Genomic DNA, 17,664 nt, shown 5'->3' with positions numbered 1-17,664 from the left:
GGAAATGGTCATGCCYGGCGACAACGTCAGCATCACCGTGAAGCTGATCAACCCGATCGCGATGGAAGAAGGCCTGCGCTTCGCCATCCGCGAAGGCGGCCGCACCGTGGGTTCGGGCGTCGTGGCGAAAATCCTCGACATCTAAGCCGAGCGAAAAGAGTACCGGAGGGGTATAGCTCAATTGGCAGAGCGTCGGTCTCCAAAACCGAAGGTTGTAGGTTCGATTCCTACTGCCCCTGCCACCTAGGTGGCACCCCGAAAAGCCCATCGTGACCCGATGGGCTTCGGCGTCTCAAGAGGCGCATTGAATAGAAGGCCGAAAGGCGCAGGAAATCAGCCAACCATGGCCACTTCTCAAATCGAAACCGTGAGCACCGGCGCAGACAAGGCCAAGTTGGCCGCGGCTGTTGTGCTGGCAGTGGGCGCCATTGTGGCGTTCTATCTGCTGTCGCGCCAAGGTTCGCTGGTCCAGTGGGCTGCGCTGCTGGTCGGCCTGGCCGCTGCGGTGGGTGCCTTTGGCAGTTCGGAGAATGGCCGTCAGTTGTGGGCTTTTGGCCGCGACTCGTGGCGCGAGGTCAAGAAGGTCGTGTGGCCGACCCGCAAGGAAGCAATGCAGATGACGGCTTATGTGTTCGCCTTTGTGGCGATCATGTCCGTCTTCCTCTGGCTCACCGACAAGACGCTCGAATGGGTGTTTTTCGACCTCATTCTGGGCTGGAGAAAGTAAGCAATGACCGACGACGTAGTTGAAACCACGCCTGAAGAGGAAAACACTCCGATTCTGGCTCCCGCCGCCAACCCCGATCTGCGTTGGTATGTGGTGCATGCCTATTCGGGCATGGAAAAGGCCGTCGAGCGCAACATCACCGAGCGCATCAACCGCGCCGGCATGCAGGACAAGTTCGGCCGCATCCTGGTTCCGACCGAGGAAGTGGTCGAGATCAAGAACGGCCAGAAGCGCACCACCGAGCGCCGCTTCTTTCCTGGCTACGTCCTGGTCGAAATGATCATGGACGACGAGAGCTGGCACCTGGTGAAGCACACCAACAAGGTGACGGGTTTCGTGGGTGGCGCCAAGAACCGTCCGGCCCCGATCTCGCAGAAAGAGGTCGAGGACATCGTCAGCCAGATGCAGCAGGGCACCGAGAAGCCGCGCCACAAGGTCGAGTTCACCGTCGGCGAATTCGTGCGCGTCAAGGAAGGCCCGTTCACCGACTTCAACGGCACGGTCGAAGAAGTCAACTACGAGAAGAGCAAGGTCAGCGTGTCGGTCATGATTTTCGGCCGCGCGACGCCTGTGGAGCTCGAATTCAGCCAGGTCGAAAAGACCTGAGCCACAGGCCGCAAGGCCTGAAGCATTCCCGGCTGCGCGTTGTCCGACTCGGCGCGCGGCCTTGATCGAAGAGTCGTTCAACCCCGGGGAGCCCTGGCCGCAAGCCAAGGCGATATCACCCGCAAGGAGCAAAAAGCATGGCGAAAAAAATCGTCGGCTTCATCAAGCTGCAAGTGCCAGCTGGTAAGGCCAACCCGTCCCCGCCGATCGGTCCCGCACTCGGTCAGCGCGGTCTGAACATCATGGAGTTCTGCAAGGCGTTCAATGCGCAAACCCAAGGCGTCGAGCCGGGTCTGCCGCTGCCGGTGGTCATCACCGCGTTCGCTGACAAGAGCTTCACCTTCATCATCAAGACGCCCCCGGCGATCACCTTGATCAAGAAGGCCATCAAGCTGGAAAAGGGCTCGGCCCGTCCGCACACCGACAAGGTCGGCAAGATCACTCGCGCACAGCTCGAAGAAATTGCCAAGGCCAAGATGAAGGACCTGACTGCCGCCGACCTCGACGCAGCAGTTCGCACCATCGCCGGCTCGGCCCGCTCGATGGGCGTGAATGTGGAGGGCGTGTAAATGTCCAAGATCACCAAGAAGCAGAAGTCGCTCGCAGGCAAGGTCGACAGCAACAAGCTGTACCCGCTGGCTGACGCGATCGTCATCGTCAAGGACGCCGCCACCGCCAAGTTCGACGAATCGATCGACGTGGCTGTGCAGCTCGGCATCGACGCGAAGAAGTCGGACCAGGTCGTGCGTGGCGCCGTCGTGCTGCCCAACGGCACCGGCAAGACCAAGCGCGTCGCCGTGTTCGCCCAAGGCGCCAAGGCTGAAGAAGCCAAGGCCGCCGGCGCCGACATCGTCGGCATGGACGACCTCGCTGCCATGGTCAAGGCTGGCGACATGCCTTTCGACGTCGTGATCGCTGCCCCTGACGCGATGCGCGTCGTCGGTACGCTCGGCCAGATCCTCGGCCCGCGCGGCCTGATGCCCAATCCCAAGGTTGGCACCGTGACTCCGGACGTCGCCACGGCCGTGAAGAACGCCAAGGCTGGCCAGGTCCAGTTCCGCGTCGACAAGGCCGGCATCGTGCACGGCACGATCGGCCGCCGCTCGTTCGACAATGACAAGCTGCAGGGCAACCTCGCCGCGCTGATCGACGCTCTGGTCAAGGCCAAGCCGGCGACCAGCAAGGGCGTGTACCTGCGCAAGGTGGCTGTGTCGTCGACCATGGGTCTGGGTGTCCGCGTGGACACGCAAACCATCTCGGCGAGCTAAAGAGATTTGCCTTGCTCCTGATCTAACGTGAAGGGGCGGGGCGAATGTGGTGGGTCGCGGCAGCTCAGGTTGCTGCGGGCCATCCAAGACCGCTGGTGTGCAGGGCGCTGCACTTAATCGCCGGATCGATCCTTCCGGTATCCAGCGCAGATGGCGATCCCGCTGCAAGGAATTTGATTTTTGTTCCGAAACAGTTGTTGGTCGCTGCATGAAGCGCGATCCCAGGCCCCGGCCGAAGATCGCATTAAAAGGAGTAGACCTTGAGTCTGAATCGCAGTGAGAAAGAAGCGGTCATCAGTGATGTGACCAGCCTCGCCGCAAAAGCTCAAACGCTCGTGATGGCGGAATACCGTGGCATCACGGTGGCCGATATGACCAAACTGCGCATCGAAGCGCGCAGCAAGGGTGTGACCCTGAGTGTTCTGAAGAACACCCTGGCACGCCGTGCTGTCGCCGGTAGCGCGTTTGAGATTGTTGGCGACCAGATGACCGGTCCGCTGATCTACGGCTTTTCCGAAGACGCAGTGGCTGCCGCCAAGGTGGTGGCCGACTTCGCGAAGACCAACGACAAGTTGGTGATTCGCGGTGGCGCGTTTGGCGGCAAGGCCCTGGACGTGAACGGCGTGAAGCAACTGGCCAACATCCCTTCGAAGGAAGTGCTGCTGGCGCAATTGCTGGGCTTGATGCAATCCCCGATCTCTCGTACCGCCCGCGTGCTCGCGGCGCTGGCCGAGAAGCGCGGTGGTGGCGAAGCTGCACCCGTTGCCGATGCACCGGCAGAAGCGCAGGCCGCTTGAGCCTCGCGTTTGAAACATTCAACCCAATTGTTAGGAAACAAAAATGGCATTCGATAAAGACGCATTTCTGACCGCACTCGACGCGATGACGGTCCTGGAACTCAACGACCTGGTGAAAGCCATCGAAGAGAAGTTCGGCGTGAGCGCCGCTGCAATGTCGGCTCCGGCCGCCGGTGGTGGCGCTGCCGCCGCTGTGGTCGAAGAGAAGACCGAATTCAATGTCGTGCTGGCCGATGTCGGCGCGAACAAGGTGTCGGTCATCAAGGCCGTGCGCGAAATCACCGGCCTGGGCCTCAAGGAAGCCAAGGACCTGGTGGAAGCCGCTCCCAAGGCTGTCAAGGAAGGCCTGTCGAAGGCTGACGCTGACGCTGCCAAGAAGAAGCTGGAAGAAGCTGGCGCCAAGGTGGAACTGAAGTAATTCAGACCCCCTAGAGGGCTGGAGGTGCTTGAAAAGGCCCTCCAGCCTTTGCCGCTTTCAGAGCGCACCCGAAAGTCGGCTTGATTGCCGGCTTCCCCGGAGATCTTCAGGTCGAAGGGAAAGTCAAAATCAAGCGGATTTTCGAGTGTCTTCTGACCCCGACTGCAGAAGATCCCTTGGTTCGGGCGATGTGCAACGCATCGCTGTCCGCCAACGGCTGGTAGTGGCCAGCCGCCAAGCAGTGGTGCCTCGGCACTGCTGACAAGTCGCTGAAGATCTCAAGCACCGGAGCTCTCATGGCCCAATCGTCCGCGTACAGTTACACCGAACGCAAGCGCATCCGAAAAAGTTTCGGCAATCGCGACAGCGTCGTCGAAATCCCCTACCTGCTGCAGATGCAGAAAGACGCGTACACCGCGTTCCTGCAAGCCGGCATTCCCCCGAAACAACGCACCGTCGAAGGCCTGCAGGCCGCGTTCGACGCCGCCTTCCCGATCGTCTCGCACAACGGTTTCGTCGAGATGAAGTTCCTCGAGTACAACCTGGCGAAGCCGGCGTTCGACGTGCGTGAATGCCAGACCCGTGGTCTGACCTTCGCCTCGGCCGTGCGCGCCAAGGTCCAGCTCATCATCTATGACCGCGAGTCGTCGACGTCGCAGTCGAAGGTGGTCAAGGAAGTGAAGGAGCAAGAGGTCTACATGGGCGAAGTTCCGCTCATGACCGACAAGGGTTCGTTCATCATCAACGGCACCGAGCGCGTGATCGTCTCGCAGCTGCACCGTTCGCCGGGCGTGTTCTTCGAACACGACAAGGGCAAGACGCACAGCTCGGGCAAGCTGCTGTTCTCGGCCCGCGTGATTCCTTACCGCGGTTCGTGGCTCGACTTCGAGTTCGACCCGAAGGACATGCTGTACTTCCGCGTGGACCGTCGCCGCAAGATGCCGGTCACGATCCTGCTGAAGGCCATCGGCCTGAACCCGGAATCGATCCTCGCGAACTTCTTCGTGAACGACAACTTCCGCCTGATGGACAGCGGTGCGCAGATGGAGTTCGTCTCCGAGCGCCTGCGCGGCGAAGTCGCGCGCTTCGACATCACTGACAAGTCGGGCAAGGTCGTGGTCGCCAAGGACAAGCGCGTCACCGCGCGTCACACGCGTGAGCTTGAGCAGGGCGGCACCACGCACATCAGCGTGCCGGAAGACTTCCTGGTCGGCCGCGTGATCGCCCGCAACATCGTCGACGCCGACTCCGGCGAAATCCTGGCCAAGGCCAACGACGAGCTGACCGAAGCGCTGCTGAAGAAGCTGCGTACGGCTGGCGTGCAGGACATCCAGGTCATCTACACGAACGAACTGGACCAGGGCGCGTACATCTCGCAGACGCTGCGCATCGACGAAACGGTGGACGAATTCGCCGCCCGCGTGGCCATCTACCGCATGATGCGCCCCGGCGAGCCGCCGACGGAAGACGCCGTGCAAGCGCTGTTCCAGCGCCTGTTCTACAACCCGGACACGTACGACCTGTCGCGCGTCGGCCGCATGAAGTTCAACGCCAAGGTCGGCCGCGACGAGTCGACCGGCCCGATGGTGCTGACCAACGAAGACATCCTGGCCGTGGTCAAGATCCTCGTCGACCTGCGCAACGGCAACGGCGAAGTCGACGACATCGACCACCTGGGCAACCGCCGCGTGCGTTGCGTCGGCGAACTGGCCGAGAACCAGTACCGCACCGGCCTGGCACGTATCGAAAAGGCCGTGAAGGAACGTCTGGGTCAAGCGGAACAAGAGCCGCTGATGCCGCACGACCTGATCAACAGCAAGCCGATCTCGGCCGCGCTGAAGGAATTCTTCGGTGCGTCGCAGCTGTCGCAGTTCATGGACCAGACGAACCCGCTGTCCGAAATCACCCACAAGCGCCGCGTGTCGGCCCTTGGCCCGGGCGGTCTGACGCGCGAACGTGCAGGCTTCGAAGTGCGCGACGTGCACGTGACCCACTACGGCCGCGTGTGCCCGATCGAAACGCCTGAAGGCCCGAACATCGGCCTGATCAACTCGCTGGCCCTGTACGCCCGCCTGAACGAATACGGCTTCATCGAGACGCCGTACCGCCGCGTGGTGGACAGCAAGGTCACCCACGAGATCGACTACCTGTCGGCCATCGAGGAAGGCAAGTACGTCATCGCCCAGGCCAATGCGGCCCTGGACAAGGACGGCGTGCTGACCGGCGACCTGGTCTCCGCGCGTGAAGCCGGCGAATCGATCCTGGTCGGTGCCGAGCGCATCCAGTACATGGACGTGTCGCCCGCACAGATCGTATCGGTGGCCGCATCGCTCGTGCCGTTCCTGGAGCACGACGACGCGAACCGCGCGTTGATGGGCGCCAACATGCAGCGTCAGGCCGTGCCCGTGCTGCGTCCCGAGAAGCCGATGGTCGGTACCGGTATCGAGCGCGTCTCCGCGGTCGACTCGGGCACCGTGGTCACGGCCACCCGTGGCGGTATCGTCGACTACGTCGATGCGACCCGTGTCGTGGTGCGCGTGAACGACGCCGAAGCGGCTGCCGGTGAAGTCGGTGTGGACATCTACAACCTGATCAAGTATCAGCGTTCGAACCAGAACACCAACATTCATCAGCGTCCGATCGTCAAGCGCGGCGACAAGATCGCCAAGGGCGACGTGGTGGCCGACGGCGCATCGACCGACCTCGGCGAACTGGCCCTCGGCCAGAACATGCTGATCGCGTTCATGCCCTGGAACGGCTACAACTTCGAAGACTCGATCCTGATCTCGGAACGTGTCGTTGCCGAAGACCGCTATACCTCGATCCACATCGAGGAACTGGTGGTGATGGCTCGCGACACGAAGCTGGGCGCTGAAGAAATCACGCGCGACATCCCGAACCTGGCCGAGCAGCAGCTCAACCGCCTCGACGAATCCGGCATCATCTATGTCGGCGCCGAAGTGCAGCCGGGCGACACGCTGGTGGGCAAGGTCACGCCGAAGGGCGAGACCACGCTGACGCCTGAAGAGAAGCTGCTGCGCGCCATCTTCGGCGAGAAGGCTTCCGACGTGAAGGACACCTCGCTGCGTGTGGACCAGGGCTCGCAAGGCACCGTGATCGATGTGCAGGTCTTCACCCGCGAAGGCATCACGCGCGACAAGCGCGCCCAGCAGATCATCGACGATGAACTCAAGCGCTTCCGCCTCGACCTGAACGACCAGCTTCGCATCGTCGAAGCCGACGCGTTCGACCGTATCGAGAAGCTGCTGACCGGCAAGGTCGCCAACGGCGGCCCGAACAAGCTGGCCAAGGGCACCAAGCTCGACAAGGCCTACCTGTCGTCGGTCGAGAAGTTCCACTGGTTCGACATCCGCCCGGCGGAAGACGAAGTGGCCACGCAGCTCGAGTCGATCAAGAACTCGCTGGAGCAGACGCGCCACAGCTTCGACCTCGCGTTCGAAGAAAAGCGCAAGAAGCTCACGCAGGGCGACGAGCTGCCCGCGGGCGTGCTCAAGATGGTCAAGGTCTACCTGGCCGTCAAGCGCCGCCTGCAACCCGGCGACAAGATGGCCGGCCGCCACGGCAACAAGGGTGTGGTGTCGAAGATCGTTCCGGTCGAAGACATGCCCCACATGGCCGACGGCACGCCGTGCGACATCTGCCTGAACCCGCTGGGCGTGCCTTCGCGGATGAACGTGGGCCAGGTGTTGGAAGTGCACCTGGGCTGGGCCGGCAAGGGCATTGGCCAGCGCATCGGTGACCTGCTGCAGCAGGAGGCCAAGGTGGCCGAGCTGCGCAAGTTCATGGAGCAGCTGTACAACGGCTCGGGCCGCCAGGAAAACATCAGCTCGCTGAACGACACCGAACTGCTCGAAATGGCAGCGAACCTGCAGAACGGCGCGACCTTCGCGACGCCTGTGTTCGACGGTGCTTCGGAAGAAGAAATCCGCGGCATGCTGAAGCTCGCCTACCCGGATGACATCGCCAAGCTCAAGGGCCTGACCGATACGCGCACGCAGGCCTACCTGTTCGACGGCCGCACCGGCGACCAGTTCGAGCGCCCCGTCACCGTCGGCTACATGCACTTCCTGAAGCTGCACCACCTGGTGGACGACAAGATGCACGCCCGTTCGACCGGCCCGTACTCGCTCGTCACGCAGCAACCGCTGGGCGGCAAGGCGCAGTTCGGCGGCCAGCGTTTCGGGGAAATGGAAGTGTGGGCGCTGGAAGCTTACGGCGCCGCCTACGTCCTGCAGGAAATGCTGACCGTGAAGTCCGACGACGTGCAAGGCCGTACCAAGGTGTACGAAAGCATCGTCAAGGGCGAGCACTCGATCGAAGCCGGCATGCCGGAATCGTTCAACGTGCTGGTCAAGGAAATCCGTTCGCTGGGGCTCGACATCGAGCTCGAGCGTTCTTAAGTTGAAAAGGGAAAGAGTCTTATGAAATCGCTACTCGACCTGTTCAAGCAATTCACGCCCGATGAGCATTTCGATGCCATCAAGATCGGCATGGCTTCGCCCGAGAAGATCCGCTCGTGGTCTTTCGGCGAAGTGAAGAAGCCCGAGACGATCAACTACCGCACGTTCAAGCCCGAGCGCGACGGCCTGTTCTGCGCCAAGATCTTCGGCCCCATCAAGGACTACGAGTGCCTGTGCGGCAAGTACAAGCGCCTGAAGCACCGCGGCGTGATCTGCGAGAAGTGCGGCGTCGAAGTCACGCAGACCAAGGTGCGCCGCGAGCGCATGGGTCACATCGACCTGGCCGCGCCCTGTGCCCACATCTGGTTCCTGAAGTCGCTGCCGTCGCGCCTGGGCCTCGTGCTCGACATGACGCTGCGCGACATCGAACGCGTGCTGTACTTCGAAGCCTACGTGATCACCGACCCCGGCATGACCCCGCTGAAGAAGTTCGGCATCATGTCCGAGGACGACTACGACGCGAAGCGCAAGGAATACGGTGACGAATTCGTCGCCAAGATGGGCGCCGAAGGCATCAAGGACCTGCTCGAAGGCATCGAACTCGACAGCGAGATCGAACGCCTGCGCGGCGACCTGACCGGCTCCGAAGTCAAGGTCAAGAAGAACTCCAAGCGCCTGAAGGTGCTGGAAGCCTTCCGCAAGTCGGGCATCAAGCCCGAGTGGATGGTGCTCGACGTGCTGCCCGTGCTGCCGCCGGACCTGCGTCCGCTGGTGCCGCTGGACGGCGGCCGCTTCGCGACCTCCGACCTGAACGACCTGTACCGCCGCGTCATCAACCGCAATTCGCGCCTGCGCCGCCTGCTGGAGCTGAAGGCTCCGGAAATCATCGCGCGCAACGAAAAGCGGATGCTGCAGGAAGCTGTCGACTCGCTGCTCGACAACGGCCGCCGCGGCAAGGCCATGACGGGCGCCAACAAGCGCGCGCTGAAGTCGCTGGCCGACATGATCAAGGGCAAGAGCGGCCGCTTCCGCCAGAATCTGCTGGGCAAGCGCGTCGACTACTCGGGCCGTTCGGTCATCGTGGTGGGCCCGACGCTCAAGCTGCACCAGTGCGGCCTGCCGAAGCTGATGGCGCTCGAGCTGTTCAAGCCCTTCATCTTCTCGCGCCTCGAGGCCATGGGCATCGCGACGACGATCAAGGCTGCCAAGAAGGAAGTCGAATCGGGCACGCCGGTGGTCTGGGACATCCTGGAAGAGGTCATCAAGGAGCACCCGGTCATGCTGAACCGCGCTCCGACGCTGCACCGCCTGGGCATCCAGGCCTTCGAGCCGATCCTGATCGAAGGCAAGGCCATCCAGCTGCACCCGCTCGTTTGCGCGGCCTTCAACGCCGACTTCGACGGCGACCAGATGGCTGTCCACGTGCCGCTGTCGGTGGAAGCGCAGATGGAAGCCCGCACGCTGATGCTGGCCTCCAACAACGTGCTGTTCCCGGCTTCGGGCGAACCGTCGATCGTTCCTTCGCAGGACGTGGTGCTGGGTCTGTACTACACGACCCGCGACCGCATCAACGGCAAGGGCGAGGGCCTGATCTTCTCCGACATCGGTGAAGTGCAGCGCGCGCTCGACGCCAACGAAGTCGAACTCACCGCCAAGGTGGCGGTGCGCATCACGGAGTACACCAAGGACAAGGAAACCGGCGTCTTCACGCCGTCGACCTCGCTCGTGGACACCACCGTGGGCCGCGCACTGCTGTCCGAGATCCTGCCGAAGGGCCTGCCGTTCTCGAACATCAACAAGGCGCTGAAGAAGAAGGAAATCTCCAAGCTCATCAACGTCTCGTTCCGCAAGTGCGGCCTGAAAGAGACCGTCGTGTTCGCCGACAAGCTGCTGCAGAACGGCTTCCGCCTGGCGACCAAGGCCGGCATCTCGATCGCGATCGACGACATGCTGGTGCCCGCTGAAAAGCACGGCATCATCGAACGCTCGGCCAAGGAAGTGAAGGAGATCGAACAGCAGTACGTCTCCGGTCTCGTGACCTCCGGCGAGCGCTACAACAAGGTGGTGGACATCTGGGGCAAGGCCGGCGACGAAGTGTCGAAGGTCATGATGGCCAAGCTCTCGAAGCAGAAGGTCATCGACCGCCACGGCAAGGAAGTCGAGCAGGAGTCGTTCAACTCCATCTACATGATGGCCGACTCGGGCGCCCGCGGTTCCGCAGCGCAGATTCGCCAGGTGGCCGGTATGCGGGGCCTGATGGCCAAGCCGGACGGCTCGATCATCGAGACGCCCATTACCGCGAACTTCCGCGAAGGCCTGAACGTGCTGGAGTACTTCATCTCCACCCACGGTGCCCGTAAGGGTCTGGCCGACACGGCGCTGAAGACGGCGAACTCGGGTTACCTGACCCGTCGTCTGGTCGACGTGACGCAGGATCTGGTGGTCACCGAACAGGACTGCGGCACGCACGGCGGCTACCTGATGCGCGCGATCGTCGAAGGCGGTGAAGTGATCGAATCGCTGCGCGACCGTATCCTCGGCCGCTCGGCTGCGGACGACGTGCTGCACCCGGAAAACCGTTCGGTGCTGCTCAAGGCCGGCGAGATGTTCGACGAAGACAACATCGAAGTCCTGGAAGCCCAGGGCGTCGACGAAGTCAAGGTCCGCACCGCGCTGACCTGCGAAACCCGCTTCGGCATCTGCGCGACCTGCTACGGACGCGACCTGGGCCGCGGCGGCCTGATCAACATCGGCGAAGCCGTCGGTGTGATCGCTGCCCAGTCCATCGGCGAACCCGGCACGCAGCTGACGATGCGTACCTTCCACATCGGTGGCGCCGCTTCGCGCGCTGCCATCGCTTCGAGCGTGGAAGCCAAGTCGAACGGCTCGATCGGCTTCAATGCCACGATGCGCTACGTGACCAACAGCAAGGGCGAGCTGGTCGTGATTTCGCGTTCGGGCGAGATCGTCATCCATGACGAGCACGGCCGTGAGCGCGAACGTCACAAGGTGCCGTACGGCGCCACGCTGACGGTCAAGGCCGACCAGCAGATCAAGGCCGGCCACGTGCTCGCCAACTGGGACCCGCTGACCCGCCCGATCATCACGGAATTCGCCGGCAAGACGCAGTTCGAAAACGTCGAGGAAGGCCTCACGGTTGCGAAGCAGGTGGACGAAGTGACCGGTCTGTCGACCCTGGTCGTGATCGATCCGAAGCGCCGCGGCGCTGCCAAGGTCGTTCGCCCGCAGGTGAAGCTGATCGATGCGCAAGGCCAGGAAGTGAAGATCCCCGGCACCGATCACTCGGTGACGATCGGCTTCCCGATCGGCGCGCTGGTGCAGATCCGCGACGGCCAGGACGTGGGCCCCGGCGAGGTGCTGGCGCGTATTCCGGTCGAAGGCCAGAAGACCCGCGACATCACCGGCGGTCTGCCGCGCGTCGCCGAGCTGTTCGAAGCCCGTTCGCCTAAGGACAAGGGAATGCTGGCCGAAATGACCGGTACCGTGTCGTTCGGCAAGGAAACCAAGGGCAAGATCCGCCTGCAGATCACCGATCCGGAAGGCACGGTCTGGGAAGACCTCGTGCCGAAGGAAAAGAACATCCTGGTGCACGAAGGCCAGGTGGTGAACAAGGGCGAAAGCGTGGTCGACGGCCCGGCGGACCCGCAGGACATCCTGCGCCTGCTGGGTTCGGAAGAACTCGCGCGCTACATCGTGGACGAAGTGCAGGACGTGTACCGTTTGCAGGGTGTGAAGATCAACGACAAGCACATCGAGGTGATCGTTCGCCAGATGCTGCGCCGCGTCGTGGTCGACAACATCGGCGAGACCGGCTACATCTCCGGCGAACAGGTCGAACGCAGCGAAATGCTCAACACCAACGACGCCCTGCGCGCCGAAGGCAAGATCCCCGCGACGTTCACCAACCTGCTGCTCGGTATCACGAAGGCATCGCTGTCGACCGACTCGTTCATCTCGGCCGCGTCGTTCCAGGAAACGACGCGCGTGCTGACCGAAGCCGCGATCATGGGCAAGCGCGACGAGCTGCGCGGCCTGAAGGAAAACGTCATCGTCGGCCGCCTGATTCCCGCAGGCACCGGCATGGCGTACCACCAGGCCCGCAAGGTCAAGGACGCCATGGACGAAGCCGAGCGCCGCGCCATCGCCGAATCGGAAGCTGCCGAACTGGCAGGCTCCGCCGACAGCGATGCGACGACCAGTACGGCGGACGCCAGCGAAGGCGCTGCGACCGAATAACTGGGTAGCATCACCGGCCATGACCGGTACACACGCCCCCCGACCGCCCCCGGTTGGGGGGCGTTTTTCTTTGTGTTTTCCATGAGGCGTTGTCGTCGATGAGCGTGTTGCCCGAATCGCTGGCCAGCTGGATCGTCATTGCGATCCTGTTGTTCTGGTTTGTCGGTGCCTACAACCGGCTGGTGCGTTTGCGCGCGGCTGTGCTGCAGGCCTACGGCCTGCTCGACGCGGCCCTGGGCAAGCAGCTGGATTTCGTGCAGGCCAGCATCACCGCCGCGCCAGCGCCAGAAGCAGCGCCAACGGGGGAGTCGCTGTCGTCCATCGCGCCATTGCAGGCCGCGACGACCCAGCTCGCGACCTTGCTCGGTGCGACCCGGCTGCACCCGTTGGACAGCGGCGGCATGGCCGCGCTGGCCACTGCGCTCCAGGTGTGGGCCAATGCATGGCGCCGCCAGCACCCGGACGAAGTGACGGTGTTCGATGCCGACGGCACGCTGTCGCGGCCGGCGCAACTGCAGCCCGGGGCCGAGGCCATGTCGCCCAGCGCCAGCGAGCCGATCGCGTGGCCCGAGCCTTCGGCCGCGGCGGAGATCGCTCGGGGCCAGTTCAATCAGGCGGTGGGGCACTACAACGCCGCGATCGCGCAATTCCCGGCACTGCTGGTGGCATGGGCCGTGCGTCTGCGTCCGGCTGCGCCACTGCTCTGAACGAACCCGGCGCGATTCTTTTCCATCTTTCCATTGCGTGGCGCCCGGCTTTTCGGGCGCCCGTTACCATCGTCCCAACTTGTCAGAACTACCTTCCGATCCTTCCTCGAGCAGCAGCGGCACGCCGTCATTGCAGCCCCCGCTCTGGCGCCAGCTGCAACTGACCGCAGCGGCGCTGGCGTCGATCCGCGCCGGCACCTCGGGTTCCGTCGCGTTCGAAGCCGTCGAGCCCGTGCTGCGGCCCGGCGTGCAGGCGCTCGGCTTCCAGGTGCTGCGATGGCTCGGCCGCGCCGAAGCGCTGCGCCGCCACCTGGCCAAGCGCACGCCGCCGCCCCTGCCCGATGCATTGCTGTGCACCGCGCTGGCGCTGGCCTGGGACGCCGAGCGCGCGCCCTACGAACCGTTCACGCTGGTCGACCAGGCCGTCGAGGCCGCCAAGCGCAACCCCGCGACGCGGGCGCAGGCCAGCTTCATCAACGCCTGCCTGCGGCGCTTCCTGCGCGAGCGCGATGAACTGGTGGCCGCCACCGACTCCGAGCCGGTCGCGCAATGGAACCACCCTCGCTGGTGGATCGAGCGCCTCAAGCGCGACCATCCGCGCGAGTGGCAACGGGTGCTGGGCGCAGACAACGCGCAGGCGCCGATGACGCTGCGGGTCAATGTTCAGAAGTCGACCGCGGCTTCCTATCTTGTGGAGCTGGAGGCCGCCGGTCTCGGCGCGACGCGCGTGGGTCCCAGCGGCCTGCAACTGACGCGTGCACGCCCCGTGCAGCAACTGCCCGGCTTTGCCGACGGTGCCTGCTCGGTGCAGGATGCCGCTGCGCAGATGGCCGCGCCGCTGCTGCTCGAAGGCCTGTTGCCGGCGAAGCCCGGTGCCGCAGTGCCGCTGCGGGTGCTCGATGCCTGCGCGGCTCCCGGCGGCAAGACCGCGCACCTGCTCGAAATGGCGGCTCCCGGCGCCATCGACGTGACCGCGCTCGAAGTCGATGCCGCCCGCAGCCGCCGCATCGACGAAACCCTCGCCCGCCTCGGACTGAGCGCCAAGGTGCTCGTGGCCGACGCGGGGCGTCCGGCGCAGTGGTGGGACGGCACGCCTTTCGACGCCATCCTGCTCGATGCGCCATGCACCGCCTCGGGCATCGTGCGGCGCCATCCCGACGTTCGCTGGCTGCGCCGCGAGAGCGACACCGCCCAGCTCGCCGCCCAGCAGGCCGCGTTGCTGGCCGCGCTCTGGCCGCTGGTGCGGCGCGGCGGCCGGCTCCTTTACTGCACCTGCTCCGTGTTTCGCGAAGAGGGTTCGCAACAAATTGATGCGTTTCTTGTACACAACACCGACGCCCGATTGCTGCCATCGCCAGGCCATTTGCTGCCCCAAAGCGGGTCGAATGCCCGCGGCGTCCCGGACAATCCCTCTGGTGACCACGACGGTTTCTTCTACGCCCTGCTTGAAAAGCGCCCGCACTGAGCGGCGCTGGCCGGTCTGGCTGCCCATCCTGTTCTGGGCCTGGGCGATGTGCATGGCCTGGCTGCCGGCTCCGGCGGCCGCCCAGGCCCGCACCGGCGCGTCGATCACGCAGATGCGCCTCGAACAGGCCGACGACGGCGTTTATTTCAGCGCTGCGGTGCAGTTCGAACTGCCCTCGCTGGTGGAGGAGGTGCTCGACAAGGGCATCGCCATCTATTTCGTGGCCGAGGCCGAGCTCTACCAGGAGCGCTGGTACTGGACCGACCGAAAGGTCGCCCAGGTCACGCGCCACATGCGGCTGGCCTACCAGCCCCTCACGCGTCGCTGGCGCCTCAACGTGTCGGCAGCGCCGATGACGGGCGCGGCCGGCCTGGGCATCTCGCTGAACCAGAACTTCGACACGCTGGCCGACGCGCTCGACGCCATCAAGCGCGTCGGCCGCCTGCGGTTGGCCGACGTGTCGGAGGTCGGCGACGATCCGCTGCACCAGGTCACCTTCCGCTTCCGGCTCGACACCTCGCAGCTGCCGCGCCCGTTCCAGATCGGCGTGGTCGGGCAGGCCGACTGGAACATCGCCACCGAGCGCACGGCCCGGCTCGCAATGGAGAAGCAGAAGTGAGCATTTCCGGGCGCAGCGGCGCAGCGGCCACGCCGGCCGCGCGCCGCGCGCGGGCCACGCGCTGGGCCATTGGCGTCGGTGCCGCGCTGGTCACGGCCATCGGCCTGGTGCTGATGTTCCTGCTGGCGCAGGCCACCAACAACCGCGCGCTGTACGAGCGCTACTACGTGCGCCTGTTCGGCATCAACGTCGTGGTGGCGGTGCTGCTGGTGCTGGTGATCGGCTGGGTCGCCTTCCGGTTGCTGCGGCGGCTGCGGCAAGGCAAGTTCGGCAGCCGGCTGCTCATCAAGCTGGCGGCCATCTTCGCGCTGGTGGCCGTGGTGCCCGGGGCGCTGGTCTACGTGGTGTCCTATCAGTTCGTTGCGCGCTCGATCGAGAGCTGGTTCGACGTCAAGGTCGAAGGTGCGCTCGATGCCGGCCTGAACCTCGGGCGCGCCACGCTCGATTCGCTGTCAGACGATCTCGCCGCCAAGACGCGCGGCGCCAGCGCACAGCTGGCGCAGGTGCCCGACACGAGCGCGGGCCTGGTGCTCGAACGCATCCGCGACCAGCTCGAGGCCACCGACGTGATCCTCTGGACCGGTTCCGGGCAACTGGTGGCCAGCGCCGGCAGCTCCCGTTTCCAGCTCAGCCCCGAGCGTCCGACCCCCCAGCAGTTCCGCCAGGTCCGACCGGAGCGCGCCGTCGCGCACGTCGAGGGTCTGGACGAAACCGCCCCACCGGGCGCGACCCCGCCGGTGGCGAGCGTGCGCGCGCTCGCCATGGTGCAGAGGCCGGGCTTCGACTTCGACACCGCGCCCCGGTATCTGCAAGTCACGCGGCCGCTGCCGCCGGCCGTGGTCGCCAACGCGCTGGCCGTGCAGGAGGCCAACCGCGAATACCAGGAGCGGGCGCTCGCTCGCGAGGGCCTGCGCCGCATGTATATCGGCACGCTCACGCTGAGCCTGTTCCTCGCCGTGTTCGGTGCGGTGCTGCTGGCCGTGCTGTTCGGCAACCAGCTCGCGCGGCCGCTGCTCGTGCTGGCCGACGGTGTGCGCCAGGTGGCCGCCGGCGACCTGCGGCCCACCGCGGTGCTTCAGGGCAAGGACGAACTGGGCGGCCTCACGCGCTCGTTCGCCGTCATGACCCAGCAGCTGGCCGATGCCCGCGGCGCCGTCGAGAAGACCGTGGGCGAGCTCGATGCCGCGCGCGCCAACCTGCAGACCATTCTCGACAACCTGACCTCCGGCGTGATCGTGCTCGACGCCAAGGGCACCGTGCTGTCGACCAATCCGGGCGCGACCCGTGTGCTGCGCGCGCCGCTCGCGGCCTACGAAGGCCGGGCACTCGTCGACGTGCCGGGCCTGGCCGACTTCGGCGCCAAGGTGCAGCAGCAATTCGAGGACTTTCTCGTCGAGCGCGTGCAGCACGGCCTCGACCACTGGCAACACGCCTTCGAACTGCACGCTTCCGGCACCGACCTGCCGCAGCAGGACGGCGCCATCAACATCGTCGCGCGCGGCGCGGAACTGCCCGGCGCCGCACGGCTGCTGGTGTTCGACGACATCTCCGAGATCGTCTCGGCCCAGCGCGCGCAGGCCTGGGGCGAGGTCGCGCGCCGGCTGGCACATGAAATCAAGAACCCGCTCACGCCGATCCAGCTCTCGGCCGAGCGGCTGGAGATGAAACTGTCGGGCAAGGTCCAGCCGCCCGAACAGGCCGTGCTCGTGAAGTCGGTGAAGACCATCGTCGACCAGGTCGATGCGATGAAGCGGCTGGTGAACGAATTCCGCGACTACGCGCGACTGCCCGCCGCCGACCTCAAGCCGGTGGATCTCAACGCCTTGCTGGCCGACGTGCTCCAGCTCTACAGCGCGGAGAACCTGCCGATCACGCTGCGCTCCGAACTCGACGAGCGCTGCCCGCCCATTCGCGGCGATGCGCAGCAGATCCGCCAAGTGATACACAACCTGTTGCAGAACGCGCAGGACGCCGCCGAGGCTGCCGCCAGCGGGACCGGCAGGGCGGGCGAGGTCGTCGTGCGCACGCGGCTCGGAGATTCGGGTCAGCGCGTGCGCCTGACCGTGCAGGACAGCGGCCCTGGTTTTGCCGAGAACATCCTGAAGCGCGCGTTCGAACCCTACGTCACCACGAAAACAAAAGGTACCGGTTTGGGCCTTGCGGTCGTCAAGAAAATCGCCGACGAGCATGGCGCGCGCATCGAGCTTTCCAACCGTGTCGTCGACGGGGCTGTAGCAGGGGCGCAAGTCTCGCTATCATTCGCGCTGGCAAGCGGGCCGCGGGCAGCGGCCGCTCACACCGAAGATTCAAAGTCTTCCGCCGCCTGAGCCGCACGAATATCCGTCGCACAGGCGACGGATGGGCCCGCGGACCCTACAC

At 64.7% G+C, this 17,664-nt stretch carries 13 protein-coding genes and 1 tRNA gene; all 14 read left to right on the top strand.

Translation table 11 applies throughout. The annotated features are described in order from the left end of the window. A partial coding sequence (locus tag AC1DFC_RS27630; protein WP_478084152.1) for an EF-Tu C-terminal domain-related protein occupies positions 1–145 on the top strand: 145 nt, incomplete at its 5' end. Between the two features lie 21 nt (positions 146–166). Beyond that, positions 167–242: transfer RNA gene (locus AC1DFC_RS27625), tRNA-Trp, on the top strand. A 101-nt stretch (positions 243–343) separates the two neighbouring features. Continuing rightward, on the top strand, positions 344–727 hold the full coding sequence (gene secE, locus AC1DFC_RS27620; RefSeq protein WP_007831049.1) for a preprotein translocase subunit SecE: 384 nt from the start codon (positions 344–346) through the stop codon (positions 725–727). Between the two features lie 3 nt (positions 728–730). Then, positions 731–1,333 (top strand): transcription termination/antitermination protein NusG, encoded by a 603-nt coding sequence (gene nusG / locus AC1DFC_RS27615; RefSeq protein ID WP_007831050.1) that lies wholly within the window; start codon positions 731–733, stop codon positions 1,331–1,333. A 137-nt stretch (positions 1,334–1,470) separates the two neighbouring features. Further along, entirely contained in the window at positions 1,471–1,902 is a 432-nt protein-coding gene (gene rplK / locus AC1DFC_RS27610) for a 50S ribosomal protein L11 (protein WP_007831051.1), read from the top strand. Further along, complete coding sequence (rplA, locus tag AC1DFC_RS27605) at positions 1,903–2,601, top strand: 50S ribosomal protein L1 (protein WP_007831052.1); 699 nt, start codon at positions 1,903–1,905, stop codon at positions 2,599–2,601. Between the two features lie 260 nt (positions 2,602–2,861). After that, positions 2,862–3,398 carry a 50S ribosomal protein L10 gene (rplJ, locus tag AC1DFC_RS27600; RefSeq protein ID WP_007831059.1) on the top strand — a complete coding sequence of 179 codons (537 nt, stop codon included), beginning with the start codon at positions 2,862–2,864 and terminating at the stop codon, positions 3,396–3,398. A 43-nt stretch (positions 3,399–3,441) separates the two neighbouring features. Then, entirely contained in the window at positions 3,442–3,816 is a 375-nt protein-coding gene (rplL, locus tag AC1DFC_RS27595; RefSeq protein ID WP_007831060.1) for a 50S ribosomal protein L7/L12, read from the top strand. Between the two features lie 296 nt (positions 3,817–4,112). Next, positions 4,113–8,237, top strand: a complete 4,125-nt coding sequence (gene rpoB / locus AC1DFC_RS27590) for a DNA-directed RNA polymerase subunit beta (RefSeq protein ID WP_007831061.1) — start codon at positions 4,113–4,115, stop codon at positions 8,235–8,237. Positions 8,238–8,258: 21 nt separating this feature from the next. After that, positions 8,259–12,494 carry a DNA-directed RNA polymerase subunit beta' gene (rpoC, locus tag AC1DFC_RS27585; protein ID WP_007831062.1) on the top strand — a complete coding sequence of 1,412 codons (4,236 nt, stop codon included), beginning with the start codon at positions 8,259–8,261 and terminating at the stop codon, positions 12,492–12,494. Positions 12,495–12,592: 98 nt separating this feature from the next. Next, entirely contained in the window at positions 12,593–13,201 is a 609-nt protein-coding gene (locus tag AC1DFC_RS27580; RefSeq protein WP_413314953.1) for a LemA family protein, read from the top strand. A gap of 79 nt (positions 13,202–13,280) precedes the next feature. Then, complete coding sequence (gene rsmB / locus AC1DFC_RS27575; protein WP_478180396.1) at positions 13,281–14,666, top strand: 16S rRNA (cytosine(967)-C(5))-methyltransferase RsmB; 1,386 nt, start codon at positions 13,281–13,283, stop codon at positions 14,664–14,666. A 52-nt stretch (positions 14,667–14,718) separates the two neighbouring features. Then, positions 14,719–15,285, top strand: a complete 567-nt coding sequence (locus tag AC1DFC_RS27570; RefSeq protein ID WP_007831065.1) for a DUF4390 domain-containing protein — start codon at positions 14,719–14,721, stop codon at positions 15,283–15,285. Further along, positions 15,282–17,612 carry a sensor histidine kinase gene (locus AC1DFC_RS27565; RefSeq protein ID WP_478180395.1) on the top strand — a complete coding sequence of 777 codons (2,331 nt, stop codon included), beginning with the start codon at positions 15,282–15,284 and terminating at the stop codon, positions 17,610–17,612. The genes AC1DFC_RS27570 and AC1DFC_RS27565 overlap by 4 nt, the downstream gene beginning before the upstream one ends. The last annotated feature ends 52 nt before the right edge of the window (positions 17,613–17,664 follow it).

Source organism: Variovorax sp. 10L421 (assembly GCF_056395365.1).
The sequence above is the reverse complement of the archived record's forward strand: the minus strand, read 5'-3'. Positions and strand labels throughout refer to the sequence as shown.